This window comes from Pectobacterium quasiaquaticum (assembly GCF_014946775.2).
GTDB lineage: Bacteria > Pseudomonadota > Gammaproteobacteria > Enterobacterales > Enterobacteriaceae > Pectobacterium > Pectobacterium aquaticum.
Genome location: NZ_CP065177.1, coordinates 14,817 through 36,144, shown reverse-complemented (window position 1 = coordinate 36,144; position 21,328 = coordinate 14,817). Strand labels below are relative to the sequence as shown.

Sequence of the window (21,328 nt, the reverse complement as noted above, 5' to 3'; positions counted from 1 at the left end):
CGGGCATACACTATGCCAGCCACAGTTCTATTCTATAGCTGGCGTCGTCCCCATTCGGCAGACGAAGCGTTCATCCACCGCACTGCCGTTTCAGGCAATGCGCGATTCGTGCAAATAACGTGATGTGGGTTTACTTGATTTCAATCCGACGCGGCTTCATCGCTTCCGGCACGATACGTTCGAGATCGACGTACAGCAGCCCGTTTTCCAGATTGGCGCCTTTTACCTGAATATGTTCGGCCAGTTGGAATTTACGCTCGAAGTTGCGCTCGGCAATCCCCTGATACAAGTAGTTGCGGGCAACCTGCTCACCGGCATGGGCACCTTTTACAATCAATAAGTTGTCGTGCGCAGTGATATCCAGTTCCTGCTCGGCGAAGCCAGCTACGGCAATCGCAATGCGGTATTGGTTCTCGTCAACCAGTTCGACGTTGTAGGGAGGGTAGCCGCCGTTACTCTGGGTCTGCCCAGTTTCTAAGAGATTAAACAGGCGATCGAAACCAATAGCAGAACGGTACAGTGGGGAAAAATCGGGGTTACGCATAAAACAGCCTCCTAAACAGGCAGCGAGGATTTATTTTTACCTTCCTCATAAGGACAGGTTCACAGCCGAGACAGATACCCTGACGGCGTATCGTTTTCTTTCGGCTTATCATCAATATGGTGACCCCCCTCAGACTTTCAAGAGGCAAAAAGGAAAAATCGCTGGGTTTCATGCAATATTCACTTACGCTACGGGTCTTATCACATACACTCAAGATAGACAGGCTTTGACCTCATGCCGATCGTTTAAGTATTGAGATACACGGGGAAACGGACTTAAGTGACCAGTATTAGGCTTTGACCCGCTCTGACAGCGGTTATTAATGGACAGGAATATGACCTTACTGAAAAGTGCGTTGTTCTCTTTCATCATTACCGGTAGCGGTGCGGTGGCAACCAGCGGTTGCTCCAGCGTAATGACGCATACCGGAGGCGATCAGGGATACTATTCCGGCACGCGCGCCAGTGTGGATATGCTGCGTGACGACGATACCAGTTGGGCGATGATGCCGCTGGTCGCTATCGACCTGCCGTTCTCGGCGGTGGCTGACACCCTGTTGCTGCCCTACGATTACTACCGCACAGGCAGCGATAAGAACAAACTGTCGACGCGCGAGCGCATTTCCCACAGCGAAGAGCAAAACCAGACCGCCAGTTCGCAGCTCGCCACGATGCCGCATAATCAGCTTTGATAGCACCGCACTCGCCATGAATTCGCGCGTAAGGGTTACGTCGTTGCTACAACAAAAAGCTGATTAAAGCCGTCAATCTCGCGCATATACGCAATCTGTTTCCCATCAGGGGAAAAGACCACGGCATCCGCACTCGGTGCGCTGTCCGTCCGCGCTGTTAGCCGAACAAGCTCACCGCTTTTCGCCTCACACAGCATGATGCTGTTGTCAGACACAAATGCCAGAGAACGTCCATCCGGGTGCCAGTTAAAGGCCGACTGTACGCCGTGCTCCATGCGCGTGACCTGCCTTGGCTCACCGCCGTTCGGGGAAAGCGTCCACAACTGCACCACGCCTGCCTCATCCCGCATCAGGAAAGCAATCTCACTGCCGTCGGGCGAGGCTCGCAGCCAGTGGCGCGGCTGGTTCACCAGACCAGGATAACGACGCGAGTGCGTAAACGTTAAACGCCGCTGCTGCACGCCCACTGGCGGCGCAGGCATTGACGTTGCCGTCCCCGCCAGTGGCGCATCACCCACTTTGGCGTACTCTTCCAGCGCCTCCGGCAAGTCGACGATAAAAACCTCCGGCACCGTTGTCCCATCCGCCGCGCGCGTATCGCCGATAAACGCCAGCGCCCAGCGCTGCCGCGAACCATCCTGTCTGATATAGCCCGCCGTTCCTACCCAACCTTCTTCATAGGCGCGATTGATCTCATCGCTGCCGGGCTGCGGCTGCGGCGTCGTTCTGCTAACCAACACACAATAGTGGCTACCGTCATATTCACGCGGATGGTGTTTTTCAACGGTGACGGCCTGTAGCGGCACGGCTACGCCCACATTGCGCAGGTTCAATGCCGGATCGCGCTCATGCAGCACATGGTCGTTATAGGTAAAGCTCAGGCGGCTGGCATCCGGGCTGAAGACATGAACATGCGTGCCGCCGCGCAGCGCACCGGCCTGATAAGGCGGCGTAATGGAGAAAGCATCGAGCGTGATGGCCTCATCGCGCTGGCGATCCGCCACTATCGTTCCACACCGATGGTGAAAATCATACTGCCACTCGCTATCTGGGTTTTCTGGACCGTGGATAAAGACATAGCGTAGCGGTTCCTGCGGGCTACAGGTCACCACGCCCACGTGCGCCCCCGCCGTCGCCCGATAAATCACCTCGGTTTCCCGGCTTTTCAGGTGTATGCGCTCAATGGTCAGCCCTGTGAATGAAGATCCATAGGGTCTTATGTCATAAACCAGCCAATTCCCATCACATGACCAGCAATTAATATTGGTAAGTTGATGACCAGAAGAATTAAACGTTAGTTGAACCTCAACAGACAAGACATCACCCCACTTATTCAATATCAGTCAATTTTTTGTAAATAAATTTCAGTTTTATGTATAACTTATTGTTTTTAATTTAAAAAAAACAAACAACATCGATAAATCTCATTCAAAAAAATAGAAAGACTAGCTCAATAACATCCGTTTTTTAATTTATTAGCATCGGCGTAACATTCTTCATATCGAAAGGGCAGCCCCCTTTCACCTATCAAATCAGAAAAGGATAAGACACCATGAAAAACGTAAAAACCATCGCCGCTGCTGTTGTTCTCGCTACCATGACTTTCGGTGCTTCTGCTGCTGAATACGTCTCTCCTGCACAGGCTCAAAATCTGGAAAAAGCAGGCGTCGTTACCGCTACCGCTCAAGACCTCAGCTCACTACAGGCTCAGCTCGCGGCGAAAGCAGAAAAAGCAGGCGCTAAAGCTTATACCATCACGTCTGCGACCGGTAACGATCAACTGCGTGGCTCTGCGGTAATCTACAACTAATCGTTGTTTACCCTAATTTTTTATCCCGCTATGCCATTATAGAAACACCTGCAAGACATCGCGTATTACCCTCTTTCCGGCTTGCCTCCTCATCAGGGCAAGCCGTTTTTTTATGTGTGATTTTTATGTGGAAGGGAGACTGTGGGGAAGCTGGAAGGACGATTAATTCGGTGTGGCAGAATGCCACACCGACATGGATAAAGACTTACGACGTTGAACCTTGAAAGCCATTCTCGGCCGCTGTCGCCGCGAACCATTCCCCGCTTTTCTTCACCGTGCGTTTTTGCGTTGCCAGATCCAGTTGCACAAAGCCATAGCGATTTTTGTAGGCATTCGACCACGACCAGTTATCGATAAACGTCCACATATGGTAGCCAAGGCAGTTGCTGCCTTCGGCGATCCCTTTGTGTACATACTTCAGGTGCTCACGGACAAAATCGATGCGGTAATCATCCTGAATCTGGCCGTTAACGTCGAAACGCTGTTCGTTCTCGACACCCATGCCGTTTTCCGAAATAAAGCAGCGCGGATTGCCGTAATTTACTCGCAGGTTGGTCAGAATGTCATAGATGCCCGGTTCGTAAATTTCCCAGCCGCGATAGGGATTCATTTTTCGCCCTGGCATCTCATAGCTGGAGAAAAACCACTCGGGCATAAATGGACTATCAGGGTTAACCAGACTGTCGCGGCACTGAATACGCCGCGGCTGGTAGTAGTTAATCCCCAGCAGATCGACAATCCCATCGGCCAGCAGCGCACGATCGTCAGGCTGGCAATGCGTCAGTTGACCGTATCGATGCAGCAGATCGACCAGTTCCTGCGGGTATTCGCCCCGCAGTGCGGGATCGAGGAAGCTGCGGTTAAACATCAGATCGGCGATGTTGGCAGCTTTAACATCGGCCGGATGCTGGGAACGCGGGTAGGAAGGCGTCAGATTGAGGATAATGCCAATTTCCCCACCCTGAGACTGCTGGCGATACGCCCTCACCGCCAGCGCATGCGCCAGCATCGTGTGGTACGCCACCGTCGCCGCACGTTTGAAATCCACCACGTTCGGATAGTGGAAATCATACAGATACCCGCCTTCCACTGGCACCACTGGCTCATTAAACGTAAACCAGTGTTTTACCCTGTCGCCAAACAGGCGGAAGCAGGTCGCCGCATAGCCCGCATAAGCCACGACCACCGCCCGATTTTCCCAGCCGCCCAGCCGCTGCATCACCATCGGCATATCAAAATGGAACAGATTGATAAACGGCGTGATGCCCTGCGCCAGCATTTCATCAATGACCTGATTATAAAACGCGACTGCCTGCGGATTCGGTTCACCGACGCCATCGGGAATCAGCCGCGCCCACGAGATCGACGTTCGGAACGTGTTGTGATTCAGCGTCTTCAGCAGCGCGATATCTTCACGCCAGTGCTGATAAAACGTGGAAGTCTCTGCCGGCCCAACCTGCTGGTGAAAACGGCCGGGCTGCGTGGCAAACCATTCGTCCCACACGGTGGCGCTTTTACCATAGTTGAGGCTTTCGCCTTCCGTTTGCGGTGCCGAACTGGCGCTACCCCACCAAAAATTCGCGGGAAAGCGAAAATCGTTCTGAAGATGATCGTGCATACGTTCCTCTCTGCTTCACTCGTGTTTATGCGCTGGCGCTGGAATGAGGATTTCAAACGAACGCGCCACGCCAGTAGGCACCTCTTTCGGCAGGCGAATCGTGATGTTGCGTTTCTTCAACCAGGCATATATTTCACCTGTGGCCCCAACAGCACAACGTCATACTTCCCGATCTACTCATCGAATTTATGGGCAGCGTAGGCGGCAATCTCAACGTCCAGACCACGTGCGCTGGCCGCCTCCTTCATCTTTCTCATTAAAAGGCTGGTAGACATCCCAGCGGAACAACAAAGCATGATCCTTTTCATTTTCAATACCCCGTCGTCATACGTTATGAATAAAAAGCGTTATGAATAAAAAATGGCATCAATAAAAGCATCGTGAATAAACACCGCTATTGGACATACATGCATTGGAAACACGCCTATGGAAACCGTTTTCCATGAAAAGACAATATATGAGAATAGGTTCACGAAATGATAGACATTGCGGGAAACAATGTGAGGCAGGTCATGTAAAACGGATTTCGGACGTGAAGGACGAGTAAAACCCACTATTGCAGTGCTTATTACGCTAAGTGCTCTGATTTCAGGCATTTTCTATATATGGTGGATTCTGCAATACACGCGCATTCACCGTCGCCGCTCACCAAAGGGACGCCGCTGGCAATCGAGACGGGATAACTTATCGCTAGACTTAAAATCAAAAATATTGACAGACAATCTCAAAACACTCCGTTTTTACTTCTACCTGCATCGGCGTAATATCCTCTTCATCGAAAGGAAATGACCTTTCACTCCAAACAACATTGAATAGGATACATCACATGAAAAACGTAAAACTCTTCGCCGCTGCTGCCGTACTGTCTACTCTGTCTTTCGGTACTTTCGCTGCCGATCAGGTGTCTTCACAACAGGCGCAGAGCCTGGAAAAAGTGGGGGTCGTTAGTGCTACCGCGCACAGCCTGGATTCACTGCAAGCGCAGCTGGCTCAGAAAGCAGAAAAAGCCGGTGCCAACGCCTTCACCATTACGTCTGCCACCGGTGACAACCAACTGCGCGGCGTCGCTGTTATCTACAAATAATGGCTGCTGATAAACAATCAAAAAATTAAACGGACTTTCCTCAACCAAGAGGAAAGTCCGTTTTTTTATGGTTTTTTCCAGAGCCTACCGCACGCAAGTAACGAGCGTTAGCCTACACGTTTCACTTCACCCACCAGTAAGATGTAAGACAGTGCACCGACCAGTGCTACGCCAGCAATATAGGTCAGTGCCGGAGCAAAACCGTAATCCTGCGCCAGATAGCCAATAATCAATGGCACCGTGATACCGCCCAGACCGCCGACAAAGTTGAATACCCCGCCCGTCAGACCAATCAGGCGAATCGGTGCCAGAGACGACACCAGCGACCAGGTGATGGAGGCAAAACCATTGCCAAAGAATGCCAGCGCCATCAACGTCATAATCCATACCGGATCGTTCGTATAGTTCGCCCCCATGATGCAGGTTGAAATCAACAGGCCACAGATAATTGGCGTTTTACGCGCCAGACCGATCGACTTTCCGCTACGCACCAGACGGTCCGCCACAAATCCAGACAGCAGCACGCCAACGAACGCCGCCAGGAAAGGTACCGTCGTCATAAAGCCTGCCGTCAGTGCACTAATGTGTTTTTCCTGTGTCAGATAGTTCGGGAACCACGTCAGGAAGAACCACAGCGTAGAGGTCACGGCAAACTGTCCGATATACACGCCGACCAGCTTGCGGTTAAACACCAGTTTCCAGTCGGCTGCCGTTAATGGCGTACGTGCTTTTTTCTCAGTCGGGGCATCACCATCAACGATACCGCCGCCTTCGGCAATGTAATCCAGCTCAGCCTGATTGATCCCTTTGCTTTTCTTCGGTGGCTGATAAACAAAGTGCCAGATCATTGCCCACACAATACCGACGCCGCCGGTGACGATGAATACCCAGTGCCAGCTCAGGATTTCCTGCAACCAGATAAGCAATGGCGTAAGGAATGCCAGACCAACGAACTGTCCTGACGTATAGAATCCAACGGCAGAAGCACGTTCCTGCTCAGGGAACCAGCTGGTCACCATGCGGTTATTCGTCGGAAACGCAGGCGCTTCAAACAGCCCGGTCACCGCACGCAAACCAATCAACGACGCCAGACCCGTGGCGAAACCTTGCAGCAACGTGGCAATCGACCACCCCATGATGGCGATAAAATAAGTGACCTTTGAACCGACGCGGTCAAGGAACCAGCCGCCAGGTATTTGGCATAACGTATAGGTCCAGGCAAACGCGGAAAAGATATAGCCCATTTGTGTTTTTGTAATGCCGAACTCTTCCTGAATATGTGCCGACGCCACAGCCAGATTGGCACGATCCACATAGCAGATGACGACCGTAATAAAAATCATCAGCAAGGTGAAATAACGCCGTTTTGTAGGACGGGTAGTTAATGTCATATCCATCTTATATTCCTGTTATTTATTAAACGGGCTGCGATATTTATCGCCCGCTATTTTTGAACGTTCAACAACACCAGCAGTTGGTATATTTTATTTTTAAAATCCTGGTGGTGGCTTACTCATGATAAATGGAAGATTACTTTCCCCGATGCTAATAAAATAAAACAGTAATCCCTCACAAAATAATATATTCCGTGATAATCCATGATTGCTTTATTCCGTCGTGCCGGGGAAAGGCGTTATGTATTACTGGTTATTAAAATCCTAACCTATTTTTTTCGTTATATCCTAAATCATTTGAGTTGCAGGCAAGCCAACGTGAGTGACGGGTATTACCACTCAGCGACGGCACCGTCAGGATAACGCCACACTGGGTTACGCCAGTCTGGCGCATTTTTACTACGTTCAATAACCAGCTCTTCATTAATTTCCACGCCGAGGCCAGGCTTATTCAGCGGATAGAAATGGCCATCGGTCATAGCAAAGTCTTCTTTATTGATAACATAATCCAACAGCTCGGCACCTTTATTATAATGGATGCCCATACTTTGCTCCTGGAATACGGCATTACGCGCCACAAAGTCGAGATGTAAACAGGAAGCCAGTGCAATTGGGCCTAATGGACAGTGTGGTGCCAACGCGACATCATAGGCTTCCGCCATGGCAGCAATTTTAAAGCACTCGGTAATACCGCCTGCGTGAGACAGGTCAGGCTGAATAATGGCCAGTCCGCCGTCTGCCAGCACGCGTTTGAAATCAAAGCGTGAGAACATCCGCTCGCCCGCCGCAATCGGCAGGTGGGTTTGCGCCGCCAGACGAGGATAGTATTCCGCCTGTTCAGCCAGCACGGGCTCTTCAATAAACAGCGGACGGTACGGCTCCAGCTCTTTGATCAGGATTTTCGCCATCGGCGCATCCACACGACCGTGGAAATCCAGACCGAACTCGATGCTGTTGCCAAAGGCTTCGCGAATTTCCGCGACCACGGCCACCGCCGCATCCACTTTGCGTGAGTTATCAATGATGCCCATCTCTTCACAGCCGTTCAGCTTGAAGGTATCGAAGCCAATGTCGGTCAGCTTCTTGATGCCTGCGATCACTTCGGAAGGACGATCGCCGCCCACCCAGCTGTACGCTTTGATCTTATCGCGCACCAGTCCACCCAGTAACTGATAAACTGGTACACCCAGCGCCTTGCCTTTGATGTCCCACAATGCCTGATCGATACCCGCGATAGCGCTCATCAGGATCGGGCCGCCGCGGTAGAAGCCCGCACGGTAAAGCACCTGCCAGATATCGTTGATGCGCGCCGGGTCTTGCCCGATCAGATAGTCAGACAGCTCGTGAACGGCAGCTTCAACGGTACGTGCACGGCCTTCGATAACCGGCTCGCCCCAGCCGACAATGCCTTCATCGGTTTCAATTTTCAGGAACATCCAGCGTGGCGGCAGCCGGTACGTGGTGATTTTGGTAATTTTCATTGAACAGCGTCCTTATAGGCGTTAACAAATGCATGTGCTTTTTGCGCGGTGACGTCAACCGACTGACCGGCTCGATACAGATCGCTGCCTAACCCGGCACCGATGCAGCCCGCACTAAGGTAATCCTTCAGGTTTTCGGGCGTGACGCCACCGACGGCAAAGACGGGAACGTCTTTTGGCAATACCGCTTTCAGTGCCTTGATGTAGTCAGGTCCAAACGCCGATGACGGGAAAATTTTCAGCGATTGCGCACCCGCATCCAGCGCCGTGAAGGCCTCCGTCGCAGTAGCACAGCCAGGGCACACCATCATGCCGTAACCCACAGCCCGACGAATCACTTCGGGGGAAATGTTGGGCGTAACCACTAACTTGCTGCCAATTTCCTGTAATTTATCGACATAGCCGGCTTTTAGTACCGTACCTGCCCCAATCAGGGCGCGATCGCCAAAATGCTCTACCGCCAGTTGAATACTTTCATACGGGTTCGGCGAATTCAGCGGGATCTCTACCGCATCGAATCCGGCATCCAGCAGCGCCGCGACGTGTTCCAGCACCTCGTCCGGCGTGATACCGCGCAGAATCGCAATCAAGGGAAGATTAGTATTCCAGCTCATTAACAATGCTCCTTATTCCTGCCTGAAAAGCCCGATCGCCATCCAACTGCTGCCAGCGCAATCCAGCTTGTTGTAATGCTTTTTCGTAGCGCGCGGTCAGCGCAGGAGAGCCGATGAGTGTGATGCTGTCTCCGACTGCCATCTGATAATGGCGCTGCATTTGTGAGACTTCGTTGCCAATCAGCAGCCCGGATAACCAGTCGCTCACGGCACTTTTCTCCAGACGCCCCAGCACATGCGCCGCGCGGGTTTCAAACAGGCAGCGGATGATATTGTCGTCGGCAAAGCCCAGTTCCAGCCCTTGCTGGAAAGCGGTAGAGGACGGCTGCTGCTCGGTCAGCCCCACGCCAATTAGCGACTGCGTCATCAGCAGGTGATGCAGTTCACCGGTCATCACCGTGCGGAAATCCAGCACGTTGCTGTCATCAGCCCGCACCCATTTCGAGTGGGTTCCCGGCATTAAATAAAGAGAGGAAGGACATTCGCTATATGCGCCAATCAGCTGGGTTTCTTCACCGCGAATCACATTGCAGTTATCGTCCTGCGCAATACTCAACCCCGGCACAATCCAGGCGGCCAGCGGCTGGGCTTCTTCCACGCGCGTCAGGCGATGGGCGACGTCCGTCAGGCGAGTCGGGCATGACAGATACGGCACGGAAAGCCAGCCCGCATTGCTGCCAATCATGCCCGCCATCACGACAGGCACGTTGTGCTGCTGCCACGGCGCAACGATCTGCTGAAAAACCTGCTGCGGTGTCTGACCGTTCAAACGCGTGACGCCCGCTTCAGACTTCACGCTGTCGATACAGACGCCGTCCAGATACAGCCACGCCCGTAGGTTGGTCGAACCCCAGTCAATGGCGATATAGCTTTCACTCATGTAATGTCCTTTAACCGTTTGGTCGAGCTGGCAATCATGGTCAACGCCGCCCGCTCTGCTGCTTCAATATCCTGATGCCGAATGGCATCGTAGAGATCCTGATGCTCACGCAATGTCCGTGGCATGTTGTCTTCGTCCGGCATATAGGTGCGTTCAAACACTGCCCGCTGCAAGGAACTGATCGCGACGCTCAACTGCTGTAACACCGGGTTATGCACCGCCGCCAATACCGCCTCATGGAAGCGAATATCTGCTTCATTAAATGCGTCGCGATTCTGATGGTTGGAAATCATGTCATTCAGCGCCGCTTCAATTACCGCCAGCTCGCTTGAGGTCGCCCGTTCGGCGGCCCAGCGGGCAATCGTCGGCTCTACCAGATTACGTACTTCGCTCATCGCGCTGATCAACCGCGGGTCGTAATCGCTTGCCAGAACCCATTGCAGAACGTCGGTATCCAGGTAATTCCACTGGTTACGCGCGGCCACAAACGCGCCGCGATACCGTTTCACTTCCACCAGCCTTTTCGCCATCAACGCTCTGAACACTTCGCGAATGATGTTGCGCGAGGTCTGAAATTCTTCACACAACTCAGCTTCTGCGGGTAACGGCGTACCCGGGGCATATTTCCCGCCAACGATCTGTTGGCCAATATCCAGAATGATGCGGTCGGTTTTGCTTAATTCTTGCTTATTCATCATCACCTCAACGAGACAAAACGGATTGATATCACTGCACTTACTTTACCCGCCATGCCGCCTGACGTCGTCGAACTGTTGCACAATAACCGCATCCTTCCCTCTTTTCTCGGATTTATTGTAGTACTATATATATGCTTTGTACTACAATCTGGATCACAAAACGGACAATAAATACAATTTGGCAACATCGCGTGTTACCAGATTTCAACATCCAGAGGGATTGGGTCGAGCGAAGATGGAAGGCGGCTCCATTATTCCTAACAAGGATTGCTTGCTAATATAGCCTGTGGGTTATAATGTATTTACGGCGTGTAGGACATGGAGGTTTACAGATTGGCATGGGAAATAGTCACACGGGCACTATTCGATACGTGGTTTGATGAGCAAACTGAAACGGTACAGGAAGAAATTTTGGCACACCTCTCTATACTCGAAGAGGATGGCCCACAGCTAGGGCGACCACAGGTTGATCAGATTAAAGGCTCAAAATACAAAAATATGAAGGAGCTTCGAGTTCAGGTTAGCGGCCACCCATTCCGAACATTCTTCGCGTTTGACCGGACACGTAAAGCGATTGTTTTATGTGCAGGAGATAAGAAAGGCGAAGATGAAAAGTTGTTCTACGAACGTATGATTAAGATCGCAGACGCTGAGTTTGCATCGCATCTGATATCACCGGAGGTAAAAGAAGATGGCGACGCTTAAAGAAATGATGGCTAAACGTTCACCGGAGAGCCGCGCCCGCATTGAAGCGCGCACGGCTGAGATCCGTCAGGAAATCACTTTAGCGAAATTACGCGAAGAGCTGAACATGTCGCAGACTCAGCTTGCGTTAGCACTGGGCGTCAAGCAGCCATCTATTGTTAAGATGGAGAAGGTCGAAAATGACCCAAAACTGTCAACGCTGAAACGCTATGTCACTGCTCTAGGCGGCAAGCTTACGCTAGATGTGACCTTGCCTGATGGTAAGCGTATCGCGCTTACTTTGTAATTAAGTCGTTCTGGATTTTCAGTAAACGCGATTCGTTCACTCCAGAACAAAATGCCCCTCTCCGACTTGCTTATAGCGACGTGCGGGAGGATGGAAATCAGGAGCGCGTACCGGGCTGCGCAGCTCATCATTGGTGATATTGCGCACCGGGCGGGTGTCTGGATCCGGCACGGGCACCGCGGAAATCAGACGTCGGGTATAGTCATGCTGCGGATTGTCGAAGATCGCCGAACGTGGCCCGATCTCCACGATTTCACCGAGATACATCACCGCCACGCGGTGGCTGATTCGTTCGACAACGGCCATATCGTGCGAGATAAACAGGAATGACAGCCCCAGTTTCTGCTGGAGATCCAGCATCAGGTTGATGACCTGCGCCTTGACGGACACATCCAGCGCCGACACCGATTCGTCAGCAATGATCACTTTTGGCTCCAGCGCCAGCGCACGCGCAATACAGACGCGCTGCCGCTGCCCGCCGGAGAACTGATGCGGGAAACGTGAAGCCATATCGCCGGATAATCCCACCTGTTCCAGCAGTTCGCTCACTCGCGCATTCACATTCTGTCGGGTCGCCAGACCGTGCAACAGCATCGGCTCGGCAATGGCTTCCCCTATCCGCATGCGTGGATTCAGGCTTTCATACGGATCCTGAAATACCATCTGAATCTGCCGCCGCGAATCCGTCAGCTCACGCTTATCCGCCGTCAGGATATTTTTTCCCAGCAGTTGAATGTCACCGCTGACGGCGTCATTGAGGCGAATAATCGACCGACCCGTGGTCGATTTACCGCAGCCCGATTCCCCGACCAGCGCGAGCGTTTCGCCCGGCCAGAGATCGAACGAGACATTCTCCACCGCGTGAACGCGCCCGGACAGCCGACGGAAAAACCCTGATCGGATATCAAATCGAGTAACCAGGTTTTTTACCGTCAGCACCGGCTCCTCGCCCGACACGGTGTTCACCGCCTCCGGCACCGGCTGGCGCTCGCCCGTTTTGAGATCGACCAGCGGAAAGCGCTGCGGCCATGCGCTACCGGACATCGAGCCTAATTTGGGCACCGCGGACAGCAGCATGCGGGTATAGGGCTGCTGCGGATGATGGAAGATCTCCCGCGTGACGGCGTTTTCCACCATTTCGCCCTGATACATCACCAGCGTGCGGTCGGACACTTCCGCCACCACGCCCATGTCATGGGTGATAAACAGCACCGACATCCCTTCTTCTTCCTGAAGGGTTTTTATCAGCGTCAGGATTTGTGCCTGAATCGTAACGTCCAGCGCCGTCGTCGGTTCGTCGGCAATCAGCAGCTTCGGGTGGCAGGCCAGCGCAATCGCAATCACCACGCGCTGGCGCATCCCGCCGGAGAAGCTCTGCGGATATTCGTTCAGCCGTGATTTAGCCGCCGGAATACGTACTTTTTCCAGCAACCGCACCGCTTCGGCACGCGCTTCGGCTTTCCCCATGCCGCGATGGCGTCGCAGCACTTCCGTAATCTGGTAGCCAATCGGCAAGACCGGATTCAGGCTGGTCATCGGCTCCTGGAAAATCATGCCGATGCGGTTCCCGCGCACGTCCTGCATCGCTTTATTAGGGAGCGACAGCAGCTCGGTGTCGCCGAAATGAATCTGACCCTCAACCCGGCTTTGCCCGGGCGGCAGCAAACGCATGATGGATTTCGCCATCACGCTTTTCCCTGAACCGGATTCCCCCACCACGGCGACCGTCTCTTTCTCGCCAATCGTGAAGGACAAATCCCGCACCACGTTCATCCACTCGCCGTTCACCTGAAAGGCTGTGGTCAAATGCGAAACGGACATAATCGGCGCTGTCATGTGTGCGTTACCCCTTATTCCTATGGGCGTTCCCACAGATTAATTCCGCGGATTGAGGATGTCGCGCAGCGCATCCCCGACCAGATTGATCGCCACAATCAGCAGCAGCAGCGTCAGCCCCGGAAAGAAACTGATCCAGTAGTCGCCCGACATCAGGTATTCAAAGCCGTTTGAGATCAGCAGCCCCAGCGACGGTTCCGTCACAGGCAGCCCGATCCCCAAAAACGAGAGCGTGGCTTCCAGCATGATGGCGTAGGCGATGCGCATCGTCGCTACCACGATCAGCGGTGCCAGACAGTTGGGTAAAATATGGCGAAACAGAATGCGGCGGTTGGATAGCGCCATGCTGCGCGCCGCGTCCACGTAGCTGCGGCGACGTTCCACCAGTGCCGAACCGCGAATCGTGCGCGCATAGTAAGCCCACTGGGTCACCACCAGCGCCATGATGATCTTGTCGACCCCTTGCCCCAGCACCGCCAGTAGGATCAGTGCAATCAGGATCGGCGGGAAGCTGAGCTGGATATCGACGATACGCATGATCGTGGCATCCGTTTTTCCACCGACGTAGGCGCTAATCAGCCCCAACGAGGCACCAATCAGCAACGCAAGCACCGCACTGGAGAAACCCACTATCAGGCTGATGCGGGTGCCGTACAGAATGGCGCTGAACAGGTCGCGCCCTTGATCGTCCGTCCCCAGCCAATACGTCATGCCAGCCATGCTCTGCGCACTCGGCGCGAGTCGGCCATCCATGATGTCGAGCTGCATCAAATCGTAGGGATTCTGCGGCGACAGCAGCGGGGCAAGGAGCGCCAGCAGCACGAAAATTGCCAGCATGATCAGCCCGCACAGTGCCAGCCTATCGTTAATCAGCGCCATCACCACGCGCCTCACCGGATGAGCGTTTTTTTGCACGGCAGCGGGCTGGTGTATCGTATTTCCCGTCATCCCTTATCTCCTCCGAGCCGCACACGTGGATCGACCAGCACATACAGCAAATCGACCAGCAGGTTAATCACGCTGAACATCACGACGGTAATCATCAGATAAGCCAGGATGACCGGACGGTCGAGCACGGCGATCGAGTCGATAATCAACTTGCCCATGCCCGGCCAGGCATAAATGGTTTCCGTGACGACGGCGAATGCGATCAGCGATCCCAGCTCCAGCCCCAGCACGGTAATCAGTGGAATCAGCGTGTTGCGCAGCACATGCACCAGCACGATGCGGGTTTCCGACAGCCCTTTCGCACGAGCAAACTGCACATAGTCCTGTTGCAGACACTCCATCACGCCCGCGCGCATCAGGCGGATAACCAGCGAGATTTTAAACAGCGCAAGGTTAAACGCAGGCAAGAGAAGATGTTCGAGACCATCGCGGGTCAGAAAACTGAATGGAATACCGAATAACTCATGCGTATCGCCCCGACCAGAGGACGGCAGCCAGCCCAGCTTCACGCTGAACAGCATGATCATCACCAGCCCAATCCAGAACGTGGGCAGGCTAAAGCCGAGGATGGAAAAAGTCATGATGGATTTGGACACCGCGCTGTCCGGCTTCAGGCCAGCGTAGATCCCCAGCGGAATACCGACAACCAGCGCCATCACGAACGCCACCATCGCCAGTTCGAGCGTGGCGGGCATGCGCTGGAAAATCAGCGTCAGCGCGGGTTGGTTGAAGATAAACGAGTTGCCCATGTCGCCCTGCAAGGCGTTCCAGACAAACAGCCCGTACTGTTCCCAGACGGGCTTATCCAGACCAAAGGACTGAATCACCGCCAGCCGCTCCGCTGGCGTGGCCGTCGCACTCAATAGCATATCGACCGGATTACCGACCAGATAAACCCCCACAAACACCAGCACCGACATCACAGCCAGCGTCAGCAGCGTTTGTCCGATTCGGCTCAGCAGGTAGGCGACCATCAGCGCTCCTCAGATCCATTGATTGCTTCAACATCATTTATTGCTTCAGAGCCATAGCGACGCAGGCGATCGGCAATCAGCCCGAGGAATCCTTGTTCGTCGATTTCCCGCATGACCAGCGCATTCGCTGGCTCACCCAGCTTGTGATAAAAATCGGCAAACACGTAACCCATGGTCTTACCAGAAACGTCTACCCCGACGCGAACGTGTTTTGACTTGAATAGCTCGGGCTTCAACAGCCACGCAATGACGGTCGCATCATGAATCGGTCCACCTTCACGGCCAAAGCGCTCGACTTCGCTACGGTCAAACATGCGCAGCAGCGCGGCCATCGCCTTACCCGGCGCACCGCCGCTACGTGCGATGGCATCAACCTGTTCTGTCTGAATCAGCGCCTGAAAGGTTACATCCAGCGGCATGATGACAATCGGAACACCGGAAGAAAAAACAATCTCCGCCGCATGCGGATCGGCATAAACGTTAAAATCCGCCCACGGCACGCGATTCCCCATCGCGGTAAAGGCGCAGCTCATGGACACAATCTGTTTGATGCCGCGAGCGACATCAGGATGGAAGCACAGCGCCAACGCCAGATTCGTCAGCGGGCCAAGTGAACAAATGGTGATCGGGTTATTGTCGGCCGCCGCCTGACGCGTCATCCGCACCAGAAAATCGACGGCGTGTTCCTGTTCCGGTGACAGCGTGCTTTCTGGCAACCACTCAGAGGAAAACTTGCCGATATGGGCATATTTACCGAACACCTGATCGCGGATGAGTGGGCGCGAGGCACCCGCAAAAATCGGCACATCGGTTCTGCCCGTCACCCCTACCACATTGCAGGCGTTCGGCAGCGTGGCGGCAAGCGGCACATTGCCTGCCACCACGGTAATCCCAAGCACGTCCAGCTCGGGCGACGCCAGTGCCAGCCAGATGGCTATCGCATCGTCGACGCCGGGATCGGTATCAATAATAATGCGTTCTCGAACCATGTCAGACACCCTCGCTGTAGCGGCTCAATAGGTCAGCAAACAGCTCGACAACCTGTTTAGCATCCACCCCCGTCACCACATCGACATTCGGCTGACGATCGGTTTTTCCGTACCAGTCGGCAACGGTCTGCCCCATGCACAGCTCGCTTTCCTGCTCAATGTAAACACTGGCTTTTTCCGTCGTGAAACAGTGCGGTGCCAGCACCCAGGCAATGACCAGCGGATCGTGTAGCGGGCCGCCGCGTGAGCCGTAGCGACGGATATCATTGCGGTCCCAAAACGCCATCATTTCACCCAACGGCGCGGAGATGCGTCCGGATAGCGCAATGAAACGCGCCACTAATTCCGGCGTTAAAATTACCTGATGCGTGACATCCAGCGGTAACGCGACGATGGCAATCGACGAGTCGAACACCACCTTGGCGGCCTGCGGATCAGCGATCATATTGAATTCAGACGTCAAGCTGCGGTTGCCCGCTTCGCGGTACGCTCCGCCCATCATCACGATGCGTGCAATTCCGTCGACAATCTCGGGTGCCATACGCAGCGCCATCGCCACGTTGGTTAACGGCCCTAATGTACAGAGCGTAATCGGCGTGCCGTCAGCGATCGCCTGACGACACTGCTCAATGATAAAATTCACCGCATGTTTCGCTTCGGCCTGTTTTTGTGGCGCAGGCAGCACCGTCTGGCCCAGTCCGCTTTCGCCGTGAAACTGGCCATGAATAGGGTCGCGCAGCAGCGGCCGATGGCAGCCAGCGAAAACGGGGATATCCGTGCGTTGCCCCAGTTCAACAATTTGCAGCGCATTATGCACCGTCTTGTCCAGCGACTGGTTACCGCACACTGTGCAGATACCGCGAATATCCAACTCTGGTGCCACAAATGCACTTAATAACGCAATCGCGTCATCTATCCCCGGATCACAATCAATAATAATAGGTAAAGCGCTCATCCTTCGATGATTCCTTTTCTCTTTTTAATAGGTACTGCCGAACATCAAGGTGCAGAAAACCCCACACCTCTATATAGCGTGAAAAATAACAAAGCTATTAGGTGTTAAAGAGAATCGGGTGACACCAGATAGGGAAAAACACCGCTAAATGTATTCACTCCGCTCTCCTTGTTACGGATAGATAAGGGGTGAATACTCACCCCTTATTTGAATCATAAATGACAGGTGACTATTTCGCAGAACGGACGAAGTACGGCAGCGTGTAGGCATCGGAACGGCCCACGTAGGTATACTGCTTTTTCATCGCCCAGGTGTTGGACAGGAACATCACCGGAATCACACCCAGATCGTTCATGCCAATGTTCATCGCCTCAGCCAGCAGCGCACCACGTTTGGTTTCATCCAGCGTGACACGTGCTTCGTTCAGCGTTTTATCAAAGACAGGATTGGAATAGCGACCACGATTACCCTGTCCTGCATTGGGGCCAAAGGTTTCTAACAATGGCCCCAATACGCCAGAAGCTTCCCCGGTTTCAATCGCGGCCCCGCCCATAATCAAACTGAATTCGAGACGGGACGCACGTGAGAAGTACACACTGCCGGGCATCGTAACCACCTCGGTTTTGATACCAGCCCGTGTGAACATTTGGCCAATGGCCTGAGCAATTTTAGAATCATTAGGATAACGATCGTTCGACGCGTGGAAGGTCAGCGTGAAGCCGTCGGGGTAACCCGCCGCCGCCAGTTCCTGTTTGGCTTTATCCGGATTATAAACCGGCGCAGGAATGGAAGCGGAATAACCTAGGTACCCCTTAGGTACAAGCTGAGAGGCAACAACAGCCTGCCCCTCCATCACACGGTCAACGATTGCCTGGCGATTAATAGCTAAAGACATCGCCTGGCGTACTTCTTTTTTTAGTAATGGGTTTTTACCATCAGGACCTTTGGCGAACGGTGATTCATCTCGCTGCTGGTCCATGTGAAGGTAAATAACACGATTCCCTGGTGTTGAAATCGTTTTTAACTGCGGATTTTTTTCAATATTACTGCTATCGGCTGTTGGAACGTTTTCAATCATGTCCACATCACCGGATAATACGGCTGCTACACGTGCACTACTGTTTTTAAATACACGGACAGTAACGTTGTCCCACTCTGCTTTTCCTCCCCAGTAATCGTCATTTCGAACAAGGACTACTCGGTCGTCCGGCACCCAGGAAACAAATTTGAATGGCCCTGTACCAATCACATCTTTTCCTGAATTCAACGTTTCCGTTGGGACGTTCTCAAGTCGAGCAGGCAAAATGGAAACTCGACTTAAATTATTCAGCAGCAGCGGCGAAGCCTCTTTTGTCTTAATCCGCACCGTTAGTGGATTTACTTCTATTACCTCAGCAATGTCGCTGACGTAAGGTGCATAAGAGCTAGGGCTGTTTTTCGATGCCAGCGCAACACGCTTGATGCTGGCAATCACATCTTTAGCCGTAAAATCACTGCCGTCGTGAAACTTAACGCCAGGACGCAATGCAAATTCCCACGTCTTGTCGTCAATCACTTTCCAACTGGTTGCCAGGGCAGATGCAATCTGCTGTTTTTCATCCTGTACAACCAAACCGTCAAAAATATTGCGCGCCATTGCGCTATTCGCCCCACTCACATAAAACTGTGGATCCATTGATGTGGTGGAGGAAGCCAAACCGATATTCAGGTCCGCGCTATAAACCAAAGGTGAAGATGAAAATAAAACGGTAAACAATAACGCCAGCGTTGATTTCTTCATTCACTAACCCTCTATTCCATGATTGATTACTAGTGAAGTGTATTAAATCTTATGATTGTCAGTCTATGCGCGAGATTGGATAATGAAAAATTGCATTTTGTGTTAAATTGATAACTAAATGTTATGTTTTAAGGTGACGAGCATGCGTATCAATCCCCGCCAGGTTGAAGCCTTTCATAAAGTCATCCTCACTGGAGGCATCACCGCTGCCGCAAACATGATGTACATCACCCAGCCCGCGGTCAGCCGACTCATTAAGGACTTTGAAGACGCACTGAACCTTAAGCTGTTCGATAGGGACGGGCGCGGCCTGGTTCCACGCGCGGAGGCGATGAAGCTGTATCGCGAAGTCGAGCGTCTTTATCTGGGGTTGGATCACATCGGGATGATTGCGGATGAAATTCGCCATGCCAAGGGCAGCGTGCTGCGCATCGCCGCCGTTCAGGCGCTCTCGTTTCTTTGTTCAGATCAGGTTCTCCCTACCTTACTCAAGAAATACCCCGATCTTTCCCTGTTTTTAGACATAGAAAGCAGTAGCCATATTACGAGCGCCATTTCTGAAAATCAGTATGACGTCGGCTTTATTTTTGGCCAGCCGGGCATCAAAGGGCTGGAAGCTGAACCACTGGCGGACGCCAGTGCTGTCGCGGTGTTAGCGGTGGATCACCCTCTTGCCACGGCGGATGAAATTACGCTTGCCGACCTGGCCAGTACGCGCGCTATTCTGCCGGGAAGAACCACACCACTGCGGGCGCAGCTTGATATCTCCTCCAGAAAAGAGCAGATCTATCTGCATAACCCCATCGAAACCTCAATGGCTAACTGCTGCGTGCTGGCATCAAGAAACGTCGGCATCGGCGTGGTGGATTTTATTACCGCCCTGAACAGCCCTTCGCCGGTTATCGTTAAGCCTTTCAATCCTGATATAAAAATGGCGTATTGCGCGGTTTATCCCCCGCAAATTCCCCGCAGCCAGGTGGTGAATCACATCACTCAGGTTATGAAAGAAAAAATAGCGAGCAGTCTGGAATTAAAATAATTTCCAGCAAAAATCGTTATTTTTATTAATGTATTTATTGAATAATGACTACTGGGGAATGGATTTATAAAAAATAAATAGCAGATTATTATTTTAAATAAAAATAGCCATCATTGATGGCTATTCCAATTTATATCTCTCTAATCAGGCATTCAGCACAAATTTCTCGATCGCGTAGGCGACACCGTCTTCGATGTTGGTTTTGGTGACGAACTGGCTGGCTGCTTTCACTTCGTCGATGGCATTGCCCATCGCGACGCCGATACCCGCATAGCGAATCATCGCCAGATCGTTCTGCTGGTCACCCAGCGTCATGACGCTTTCACGTGGAATGCCGAGGTGCTCCGCCAGCATCTTCACGCCTTCACCTTTGTTGACGCGTTTATCCAGAATTTCCAGATAGTATTCGGCGCTCTTCATGATGGTGTAGCGTTCAAAGGCTTCCGGTGGCAACTGGCTGATGGCGCGATCCAAGATCTCTGGCTCATCAATCATCATCACTTTCGGGAACGTCAGGCTGCGATCCATTTCCTCTATCGCGCGATACTTCAACGGCATCCCGGTCAGGTGAGATTCATGAATGGTGTAAGGGCTGATGTCTTTATTGGCGGTATAGACGAAATTGAAGTCCAGCGCGTGGAAATGGACGCCCAGTTTGCAGGCCAGTGCTTCGAAATAGAGATAATCATCGAAGCTCAGCGCCGTTTGCGCCACACAGTCGCCATTGACCGTACGCTGTACCAGCGCACCGTTATTGGTGATGCAGTAACAGCCTTCCTGCTGCAAATCCAACTCCATCAGGTAGCGTTCCACGCCGATGTAGGGGCGACCGGTAGCCAGCACAACTTGCACGCCTTTCTCTCTGGCAGCGGTAATCGCGGCTTTTACCGCAGGTGAAATTTGATTTTGGGGCGTCAGCAACGTCCCGTCCATATCAATCGCGATCAGTTTTACAGACATAGTTTTTCCAGCATCAAGTTATCTGTTTTCATGCTAACGCGA

21 protein-coding genes and 2 pseudogenes are annotated in these 21,328 nt (G+C 52.7%); 6 read left to right on the top strand and 17 right to left on the bottom strand.

What is annotated here, in order from left to right; translation table 11 throughout:
• Positions 1–130: 130 nt before the first annotated feature.
• Positions 131–544 (bottom strand): small heat shock chaperone IbpA, encoded by a 414-nt coding sequence (gene ibpA / locus IG609_RS00170; protein ID WP_095701006.1) that lies wholly within the window; start codon positions 542–544, stop codon positions 131–133.
• A gap of 334 nt (positions 545–878) precedes the next feature.
• On the opposite strand from ibpA, the gene IG609_RS00165 reads away from it, so the two are divergent.
• The gene (locus IG609_RS00165; RefSeq protein WP_102117942.1) at positions 879–1,235 is read left to right on the top strand and encodes a YceK/YidQ family lipoprotein; all 357 of its coding nucleotides are present in this window, start codon (positions 879–881) and stop codon (positions 1,233–1,235) included.
• A gap of 35 nt (positions 1,236–1,270) precedes the next feature.
• Here IG609_RS00165 and IG609_RS00160 read toward each other — a convergent pair whose 3' ends face one another.
• A complete protein-coding gene (locus IG609_RS00160) occupies positions 1,271–2,551 on the bottom strand; it encodes a YidR family protein (RefSeq protein ID WP_193400324.1) in 1,281 nt (426 codons plus the stop codon).
• Between the two features lie 236 nt (positions 2,552–2,787).
• Here IG609_RS00160 and bhsA (IG609_RS00155) point away from each other — a divergent pair, with 236 nt between their 5' ends.
• The gene (bhsA, locus tag IG609_RS00155; RefSeq protein WP_039546079.1) at positions 2,788–3,045 is read left to right on the top strand and encodes a multiple stress resistance protein BhsA; all 258 of its coding nucleotides are present in this window, start codon (positions 2,788–2,790) and stop codon (positions 3,043–3,045) included.
• A 205-nt stretch (positions 3,046–3,250) separates the two neighbouring features.
• On the opposite strand, the gene IG609_RS00150 is transcribed toward bhsA (IG609_RS00155), so the two are convergent.
• From IG609_RS00150 to IG609_RS00140, 3 genes and pseudogenes are all read right to left on the bottom strand, one after another.
• Positions 3,251–4,663, bottom strand: coding sequence for a glycoside hydrolase family 1 protein (locus IG609_RS00150; protein ID WP_193400321.1), 1,413 nt, complete (start codon positions 4,661–4,663; stop codon positions 3,251–3,253).
• Positions 4,664–4,702: 39 nt separating this feature from the next.
• Positions 4,703–4,795 (bottom strand): annotated as a pseudogene (locus tag IG609_RS00145) (hypothetical protein); the annotation flags it as partial.
• A 44-nt stretch (positions 4,796–4,839) separates the two neighbouring features.
• A pseudogene (locus IG609_RS00140) lies at positions 4,840–4,971 on the bottom strand (PTS sugar transporter subunit IIB); the annotation flags it as partial.
• Between the two features lie 518 nt (positions 4,972–5,489).
• On the opposite strand from IG609_RS00140, the gene bhsA (IG609_RS00135) reads away from it, so the two are divergent.
• Positions 5,490–5,747 carry a multiple stress resistance protein BhsA gene (bhsA, locus tag IG609_RS00135; RefSeq protein WP_193397249.1) on the top strand — a complete coding sequence of 86 codons (258 nt, stop codon included), beginning with the start codon at positions 5,490–5,492 and terminating at the stop codon, positions 5,745–5,747.
• 107 nt (positions 5,748–5,854) lie between these two features.
• On the opposite strand, the gene IG609_RS00130 is transcribed toward bhsA (IG609_RS00135), so the two are convergent.
• The 5 genes from IG609_RS00130 to dgoR all read right to left on the bottom strand — a co-directional run bounded on the left by IG609_RS00130 (position 5,855) and on the right by dgoR (position 10,811).
• Complete coding sequence (locus IG609_RS00130) at positions 5,855–7,144, bottom strand: MFS transporter (RefSeq protein ID WP_193397250.1); 1,290 nt, start codon at positions 7,142–7,144, stop codon at positions 5,855–5,857.
• Positions 7,145–7,473: 329 nt separating this feature from the next.
• Positions 7,474–8,622, bottom strand: a complete 1,149-nt coding sequence (dgoD, locus tag IG609_RS00125) for a galactonate dehydratase (RefSeq protein ID WP_180787230.1) — start codon at positions 8,620–8,622, stop codon at positions 7,474–7,476.
• Complete coding sequence (locus IG609_RS00120; protein ID WP_193400319.1) at positions 8,619–9,236, bottom strand: 2-dehydro-3-deoxy-6-phosphogalactonate aldolase; 618 nt, start codon at positions 9,234–9,236, stop codon at positions 8,619–8,621. The genes dgoD and IG609_RS00120 overlap by 4 nt, the downstream gene beginning before the upstream one ends.
• Positions 9,220–10,116, bottom strand: a complete 897-nt coding sequence (locus IG609_RS00115; RefSeq protein ID WP_193400318.1) for a 2-dehydro-3-deoxygalactonokinase — start codon at positions 10,114–10,116, stop codon at positions 9,220–9,222. The genes IG609_RS00120 and IG609_RS00115 overlap by 17 nt, the downstream gene beginning before the upstream one ends.
• On the bottom strand, positions 10,113–10,811 hold the full coding sequence (dgoR, locus tag IG609_RS00110) for a D-galactonate utilization transcriptional regulator DgoR (RefSeq protein ID WP_005976717.1): 699 nt from the start codon (positions 10,809–10,811) through the stop codon (positions 10,113–10,115). The genes IG609_RS00115 and dgoR overlap by 4 nt, the downstream gene beginning before the upstream one ends.
• A gap of 321 nt (positions 10,812–11,132) precedes the next feature.
• Between dgoR and IG609_RS00105 the strand changes: the two genes are divergently transcribed.
• Both IG609_RS00105 and IG609_RS00100 read left to right on the top strand, forming a co-directional pair.
• Complete coding sequence (locus IG609_RS00105) at positions 11,133–11,519, top strand: type II toxin-antitoxin system RelE/ParE family toxin (protein WP_102117949.1); 387 nt, start codon at positions 11,133–11,135, stop codon at positions 11,517–11,519.
• Positions 11,506–11,805, top strand: a complete 300-nt coding sequence (locus IG609_RS00100) for a helix-turn-helix domain-containing protein (RefSeq protein WP_010281167.1) — start codon at positions 11,506–11,508, stop codon at positions 11,803–11,805. The genes IG609_RS00105 and IG609_RS00100 overlap by 14 nt, the downstream gene beginning before the upstream one ends.
• Positions 11,806–11,841: 36 nt before the next feature.
• On the opposite strand, the gene IG609_RS00095 is transcribed toward IG609_RS00100, so the two are convergent.
• The 6 genes from IG609_RS00095 to IG609_RS00070 all read right to left on the bottom strand — a co-directional run bounded on the left by IG609_RS00095 (position 11,842) and on the right by IG609_RS00070 (position 19,287).
• Positions 11,842–13,641: an ABC transporter ATP-binding protein gene (locus IG609_RS00095; RefSeq protein ID WP_193397252.1), complete on the bottom strand. Its 1,800-nt coding sequence runs from the start codon at positions 13,639–13,641 to the stop codon at positions 11,842–11,844.
• Between the two features lie 39 nt (positions 13,642–13,680).
• Positions 13,681–14,589, bottom strand: coding sequence for an ABC transporter permease (locus IG609_RS00090; protein ID WP_193397253.1), 909 nt, complete (start codon positions 14,587–14,589; stop codon positions 13,681–13,683).
• On the bottom strand, positions 14,586–15,563 hold the full coding sequence (locus IG609_RS00085; protein ID WP_010296900.1) for an ABC transporter permease: 978 nt from the start codon (positions 15,561–15,563) through the stop codon (positions 14,586–14,588). The genes IG609_RS00090 and IG609_RS00085 overlap by 4 nt, the downstream gene beginning before the upstream one ends.
• Positions 15,563–16,552: a nucleoside hydrolase gene (locus tag IG609_RS00080; RefSeq protein ID WP_193397254.1), complete on the bottom strand. Its 990-nt coding sequence runs from the start codon at positions 16,550–16,552 to the stop codon at positions 15,563–15,565. The genes IG609_RS00085 and IG609_RS00080 overlap by 1 nt, the downstream gene beginning before the upstream one ends.
• 1 nt (position 16,553) lies before the next feature.
• The gene (locus tag IG609_RS00075; RefSeq protein WP_193397255.1) at positions 16,554–17,507 is read right to left on the bottom strand and encodes a nucleoside hydrolase; all 954 of its coding nucleotides are present in this window, start codon (positions 17,505–17,507) and stop codon (positions 16,554–16,556) included.
• 229 nt (positions 17,508–17,736) lie between these two features.
• Positions 17,737–19,287: an ABC transporter substrate-binding protein gene (locus IG609_RS00070; protein ID WP_193397256.1), complete on the bottom strand. Its 1,551-nt coding sequence runs from the start codon at positions 19,285–19,287 to the stop codon at positions 17,737–17,739.
• A 142-nt stretch (positions 19,288–19,429) separates the two neighbouring features.
• Here IG609_RS00070 and IG609_RS00065 point away from each other — a divergent pair, with 142 nt between their 5' ends.
• Positions 19,430–20,326, top strand: a complete 897-nt coding sequence (locus IG609_RS00065; RefSeq protein WP_180787237.1) for a LysR family transcriptional regulator — start codon at positions 19,430–19,432, stop codon at positions 20,324–20,326.
• 144 nt (positions 20,327–20,470) lie between these two features.
• Here IG609_RS00065 and yidA read toward each other — a convergent pair whose 3' ends face one another.
• The gene (gene yidA / locus IG609_RS00060) at positions 20,471–21,286 is read right to left on the bottom strand and encodes a sugar-phosphatase (RefSeq protein ID WP_193397257.1); all 816 of its coding nucleotides are present in this window, start codon (positions 21,284–21,286) and stop codon (positions 20,471–20,473) included.
• Between the last annotated feature and the right edge of the window lie 42 nt (positions 21,287–21,328).